A 6,099-nucleotide genomic window follows, 5' to 3' on the forward strand; every position below is an offset into this window, starting at 1 on the left:
ATCATCACTTTATCGGCGGCTCCACCGGTTCGGATGTTTGGTGTGCTGGTGGCGATCGCTATTGTTGGCGCGTTTGTCGGCGCGCTCACTGTGTTGCCGGCGCTTCTAAAGATCTTGGGGGATCGCGCGGCGCGCCGAGCTGCTGAGAGGGTTCCTAAGTCGGCTGTGTCGAGTGTGGCGCCTTTGATGATGGTTGTTTTGGCGGTTGGTCTTTTGCTTGTAGATGAAGTTCGTGCCGAGAGTGCTTCCTCGGGTGAGCAGATCATGCGGACGGTAGCGGGCAGAGCGGAAGGGCAGAGCGCCGACCGGGTCGCGCACATAGAACTGATCGATAAGAACGGTGGAGTTCGTTTGCAGATCGCCCGTGCGGTTCGCAAGAACTTCGATGAGGGGCGGCGGATGGCGGTGTTCTATCAGGCGCCCGCCAATATTCGGGGCACGTCGTTCTTGGTTTACGACTATGCCGATGAGTCCAAGCAAAGCGATCAATGGTTGTATCTGCCGGCCTTGCGCAAGGTTCGACGTGTACCGGCGGCGGATCGCGGAGATTACATTCTTGGCACAGATCTGACTTATGACGAGATTCGTAATGACAATCGGGTGACGCTCGAGGATTGGCGATTCGTTGGGCTGTCGACTGCGGATTTGGATGGTGTCGCTTGCGTGATCGTCGATGCGGATGCGAGCAGTGATCAGGTGGCTCGCGAGCTCGGCTACGGCCGCGCGCGCTGGTGGGTAGATCCGCATGTGCAGATGGCGCGGCGGATCGAGTATTGGGATCGAAGTGGGGCGCGATTGAAGACGGTGGACAACCTCGATGTCGCCAATGTCGATGGTGTTTGGATGGCGCGGCAGGTGGAGGCGATCAATCACAAGACCGGCCATCGGACGCGGATTCGGTTCGACTCGGCCCGCTTCAATGTGGAATTGCCGGATGGGCTGTTTACGCAGCAGCAGATGGAAAGAGGGCCGTAAGATGTTGGCGCTCGTGTTGCTGGTGCTACTGACCGGTGCGGCTGACGCTGCTGACTTGCAGACATCGGCGAACGTTCGCTTAAGGTCGGCGGCGGAGGAACATACGGGCGACTTGCAGACGGCTGAGGCCACGGTGGGTCTCGAAGCTGGGGCGGCGATCACTGCCAACTGGTCGTGGTCGGGCAAGCTCCGTTTGCGAGCTGACAGCGAGGATCGCCTAGAACCCGGCCGTCCGACACAACACGAGCGCAGCGATTTCAATCGACGCTGGCTGCTCGGCGACACTGCCGATCTCGAGCTGCGTGAGCTCTACGCTGACGGTCACATAGGCGACGCCTTCCTGCGAATTGGCAAGCAGCAAGTCGTCTGGGGACAAGCCGATGGCTTGCGTGTGCTCGACGTCGTCAATCCATTTTCATTTCGCGAGTTCGTCTGGCCGGACGCGCAGGATCGAAGAATCCCGCTCTGGATGCTGAGGGCCGAGGCTCCGCTGGGGCCGGCGACATTGCAGCTTCTGTACATCCCCGATCCCACCTACGACGAGATCCCTCTGGGCAACGCTGCATTTGCTGTCACGACGCCGCTGCTCGTTCCGCGCGGCTCAACGCCAATTCCTGTTCGAGAAGCCGCGAGGCCCAGCGGCCTGCGAAACAGCAGCGACCTGGGCGCACGAGTGTCAGCCCTGATCGGCGGTTGGGATCTCACCCTCAACTATCTCCATCACTACTACGACGATCCCGTTCCATTCATCGAACTATCGTCAACCGGCGCAACGCTGGCACCAAGATACGAACGAAGCCAACTCTTCGGCGCCTCCTTCTCCAACGCATTCGGCAGCACGACAGTGCGTGGCGAACTCGGCTACTCCACTGACCGCTGGTTCATCACCAGATCCGTCACCGACCCAGATCGCGTGTTCTCCTCCGACGAATTCGCCTTCGTCATCGGCGTCGATAATGTCGCGCTCGCCGACACATTGATCTCCGTCCAATATTTCCATTCGCAGCTCCGCGATCCAGCGCCAGCAATGACCAGAAGCAGTAACGAACGCCAAGCCACACTTCTAGTTCAGCGCTCCTTCCGCAACGAATCCCTCAAGCTCCGAATGCTGGCGTTGCGCAGTCTCGACCGCGACGACGGAGGCATTCAGGCTCGAATGTCCTGGCAAGTCTCCGATGCATTCTCACTGTCACTATCGCTAGAACGTTTCTACGGCGACCGCGACGGCTTGTTTGGCGAGTTCCGCGACGCCTCGCGCATCGGCCTCGAAGCGCAATGGAGTTGGGCCCGCGACCACTGATCACGCTTGTCCGCTATTTCCCGCCGTCCGCGTCTGACCAGATAGCTAGTCACGCTGGAGAGGGGAATGAGCATTTTGATCCGCCACGCAGTCCGTTCGGTCCTGGCGACGACGTTCATAGCAGCGCTGCCGCCGAGCATCGCCCACGCACAAGATCCATCCATTCAAGAAATCATCGTCACCGGATCGCGCGTTCGGATCCGTGACTTCGAAGCCATCAGCCCAGTCACGACTGTCTCGTCTGACGCGATTCAGCGCACCGGCGAGCTGAGCATCGAGGAAGTGCTCAATCGTTTGCCACAAGTTGTTCCCGGGGTCACGGCCAGTTCGAACAATCCATCGAACGGCACGTCGACCGTCGATCTGCGCGGCATAGGCACGCCACGCACGCTAGTCCTAGTCAACGGGCGACGACTGACGCCTTCGACTCAACTCGGCGTCACCGATCTGAACAACGTCCCAACCCGACTCATCGAGCGCATCGAAGTCGTTACCGGTGGCGCCTCGGCCGTGTACGGCTCCGACGCATTGGCGGGCGTGGTCAACTTCATCCTCAAAGAAGATTTCGAAGGCTTCGACACCGCCTACCAGTTCGGTCAGTCCGCGAAAGGCGACGGCACCGAACATCAAGTGGATGTGTTGATGGGTGGCAACTTCGCCGACGGGCGCGGCAACCTGACGGCGTACGCAAGTTGGTATGAGCGCGATGCCGTTCTGCAGGCAGAACGTGAGTACACACGAGTCAACGCAGCGGGCGGTTCGGCGACCGGCAACGCGCGATTACCCAATGTCGCGCGCAATCCAAATCCGACCGTCGGCGTCTTCCTCGGTGGCACGAGCACCTCACGCGAGTACGCATTCAATCTATCGAACAACGGTGGCGTGCGTGCCTGGAACAACGCGCTGCCTGCAACCAGCGCCGACGGGCAGGGCGACCGCTACAACTTCGCACCAGTCAATTATCTGCTGACGCCGGCCGAGCGCATCAATCTCGGCGCGCTCGGCCACATTGATCTGAGCGACAGTCTGCAGGGCTACATCGACTTGCTGTATGTGGACAGTCGCAATGCCGCGCAGCTGGCACCGACACCTGCGGTCAGCGTTGCGTTCGATGCCAATAGTCCGCTGCTCTCGGCGCAGGCACGAGCGATGTTGGCAGCCCGGCCCGATCCCAACGCGCCGGCGTTCATCACTCGACGCATGGTTGAGCTCGGCGCGCGTCTGCAAGAGAACGAATCGAAGCTGCAGCAGATTGCAGTGGGTGTGCGTGGCGACCTGCCGCTGCGGGACTGGGCATTCGATGCGTACTACCAATACGGTCGCACTGACTTCACCAGCATCACTTACAACGACGTGTCGCGTTCGAGATTTGCTGCCGGCGTTTCCGGCTGCCCGGAGGAGTACGCACGCTTCGTGACCGATTGCATTCCGGTGAACGCATTCGGCGTCGGCACGATTACGCCGGCCATGGCGAACTTCATTCGGCTGGACTTCACCGACTCGACGCTGTTCGAACGTAGCACCGCCAGCTTGACCATGAACGGTAGCATCGCGACGTTGCCGGCCGGTCCGCTCGGTCTCGCCATCGGCTTCGAGTATCGGGAAGACAGTTCATCGTTCCGGCCGGACATCGCCAAGAAGACCGGTGACATCATGGGCTTTAACGCCGCGCAACCGGTGGCGGGCAAGTTCGATGTCAGCGAGATCTTTGTCGAAGCCCTGGTGCCGCTGCTGAAAGATCTGCCGGCGGTGGATTCGTTGAGCCTCGAGCTTGGCGTGCGCTATTCGGACTACTCAACGATCGGCGAAGTAACTTCGTACAAGGCGGGCTTGGATTGGGCGCCCATCGACTCGTTGCATGTCCGAGGCATGTATCAGAGATCGGTGCGAGCACCGAGCGTGTTCGAGTTGTTCCAGGCGGGCGACAAGGGCTTCCCGACGGTGAACGATCCGTGTGCGACGACGCTGGCGAATGGTCGCTCTCAGGAAGTGACTGCTGAGGTCGTCGCGTTCTGCCAAGACGTGTGGGGCATCGATGCGGATTCGTACATCCAGTCCAACAGCCAGATCGAGGCGCTGTTCTTCGGCAACGAAGACTTGTACGAAGAGACATCCGATACCTACACCGCAGGGTTGGCGTTCACGCCGGCGTCGGTGCCGGGCCTGCAGTTGTCGGTCGATTATTACGACATCAAGGTCTCTGACTATGTGGCCAGCCTCGCGGGCGGTACCGCCGGCGTCGTGCTCGAATGTTTCGCGAGCTTGGATATCGAGAGTGAGGCTTGTTTTAGCTCGCAGCTGAATCGAGCGCTGGTGTATCGAGATGCGATTGGTGATTTGAAGGCGGTGGTGCCGATTGCCAATTTGTCTGAGCTGCAAACGCATGGTGTCGACGTCAATGTGAAGTACGCCGTGCCGCTACCGTTTGCCGGCGGCGCGTTCGCCGACAAGCTCGACGTGTCGTTATTGGTGTCCTGGCTGGGGAGTTGGTCGCTCGATGACATCGAGTATCGCGGCACCATCGGGGCTTACAACTACTCGGGCGCGTTTCCTGACTACAAGGCCAACCTGCGGTTGGGCTATCGGGTGGGGCCGGTGGATCTGAGCTATGGCTTGGAGTTCATCGATGCCATGGACAACCAAGGAAACATCAAAGAGTTCGGCGATCCGATCTGGTACCAAGGCGTCGGTAGCACGCTGTATCACGACCTGAGCGCGCGCTGGAGTATCGACGACAAGCTCGAGCTGAGTGTGGGCGTGAGGAACCTGACGGATGAAGAGCCGAAGCCGTTCGACATTCCCATCGACCAGAACACCGACCCGGCGACGTACGACATGCTGGGGCGGTTCTACTACAGCTCATTGCGAGCGCGCTTCTGAATCAGCCCGTAACAACAGGCACTCGCATACGCGAGTGCTGAACAAAAAATGGGCGGCGGGCGGGTGCTGAGAATTCTTGTTCCGTAACTGTGGAGAATTGACGATGCGATCGGTGATGAAGACTATTTTCGAGGCCAAGCGGCGTTACGCGCAGCTGCCGTTGTTCGATTTCATGCGCGACGATTCCTTGCCGGCGGCGGATCGGTTGGCGTTCTATCCCTGCATGGCGCCATTCATCATGGCGTTCGGCGATCTAAACAAATACGTTCTGCGGGACGAGCCTGCCAGCGACCGCTTCCAGGAACTGGTGAACGCACACACCTATGAGGACGATCACCACTGGCCCTGGTATCTGGAAGACTTCACGGCACTCGGCTACGACCGGCCGACGACGCCTACCCAAGCACTGCATTTCTTGTTCAGCGATCAGCTGCAAGTGAATCGAATGTTGATGACGCAGCTGGCACATCTCATCTACGGCGCCACGCCGGTGGAGCGATTGGTCATCATCGAAGCCATCGAAGAGACCGGCAATGTGCTGTTCGATCTCACGGCCAAGTTGGCGAGGGTGATCGAGGCAGAGCAGGGTGTCACGCTGCGTTACCTGGGCGACTTCCACTTCAACCTGGAGACCGGTCATGCCATGGGCAGCGATGAGCATCGCGTGTTGGCTGAGATTCCGCTCGACGACACGCAGCGCGCACGTTGCTTGAGCTTGGTGCAACGAGTGTTCGGCTACTTCGAGGCGTGGACTAACGAGTTGTTGAGCTTCGCAGTCGCTGAGTTGGACCGGCGCTCGCTGCAGCCTGGAATTGAAGTGCGGGAGCTACAACGAGCCTGATGCAGACGATCCGAAGGGCGCCGCCGCTATCGACGCGGCGGCGCCTTTTTTCATGCCGCCCTCACACCGTCGCCGTGGAGCTGGGCGCAGATCTCACCGAGCT

5 protein-coding genes are annotated in these 6,099 nt (G+C 59.9%); 4 read left to right on the forward strand and 1 reads right to left on the reverse strand.

Annotated elements, in window-relative coordinates:
• A partial coding sequence (locus JNL55_RS16510; RefSeq protein WP_293855753.1) for an outer membrane lipoprotein-sorting protein occupies nt 1-975 on the forward strand: 975 nt, incomplete at its 5' end.
• A gap of 217 nt (nt 976-1,192) precedes the next feature.
• Here JNL55_RS16510 and JNL55_RS16515 read toward each other — a convergent pair.
• Nucleotides 1,193-1,351 (reverse strand): hypothetical protein, encoded by a 159-nt coding sequence (locus tag JNL55_RS16515; protein WP_293855756.1) that lies wholly within the window; start codon nt 1,349-1,351, stop codon nt 1,193-1,195.
• Here JNL55_RS16515 and JNL55_RS16520 point away from each other — a divergent pair.
• The 3 genes from JNL55_RS16520 (at nt 1,316) to JNL55_RS16530 (ending at nt 5,996) form a co-directional block, all read left to right on the forward strand.
• Complete coding sequence (locus JNL55_RS16520) at nt 1,316-2,275, forward strand: DUF1302 family protein (RefSeq protein ID WP_322111037.1); 960 nt, start codon at nt 1,316-1,318, stop codon at nt 2,273-2,275. The two genes, JNL55_RS16515 and JNL55_RS16520, sit on opposite strands and share 36 nt — an antisense overlap.
• A gap of 66 nt (nt 2,276-2,341) precedes the next feature.
• Nucleotides 2,342-5,155, forward strand: a complete 2,814-nt coding sequence (locus JNL55_RS16525; RefSeq protein ID WP_293855762.1) for a TonB-dependent receptor plug domain-containing protein — start codon at nt 2,342-2,344, stop codon at nt 5,153-5,155.
• Between the two features lie 103 nt (nt 5,156-5,258).
• Nucleotides 5,259-5,996, forward strand: coding sequence for a hypothetical protein (locus JNL55_RS16530; protein WP_293855765.1), 738 nt, complete (start codon nt 5,259-5,261; stop codon nt 5,994-5,996).
• Nucleotides 5,997-6,099 lie beyond the last annotated feature (103 nt).

Origin of the sequence: Steroidobacter sp. (assembly GCF_016790065.1) — a bacterium.
In the GTDB taxonomy this organism is placed as follows: domain Bacteria; phylum Pseudomonadota; class Gammaproteobacteria; order Steroidobacterales; family Steroidobacteraceae; genus Steroidobacter.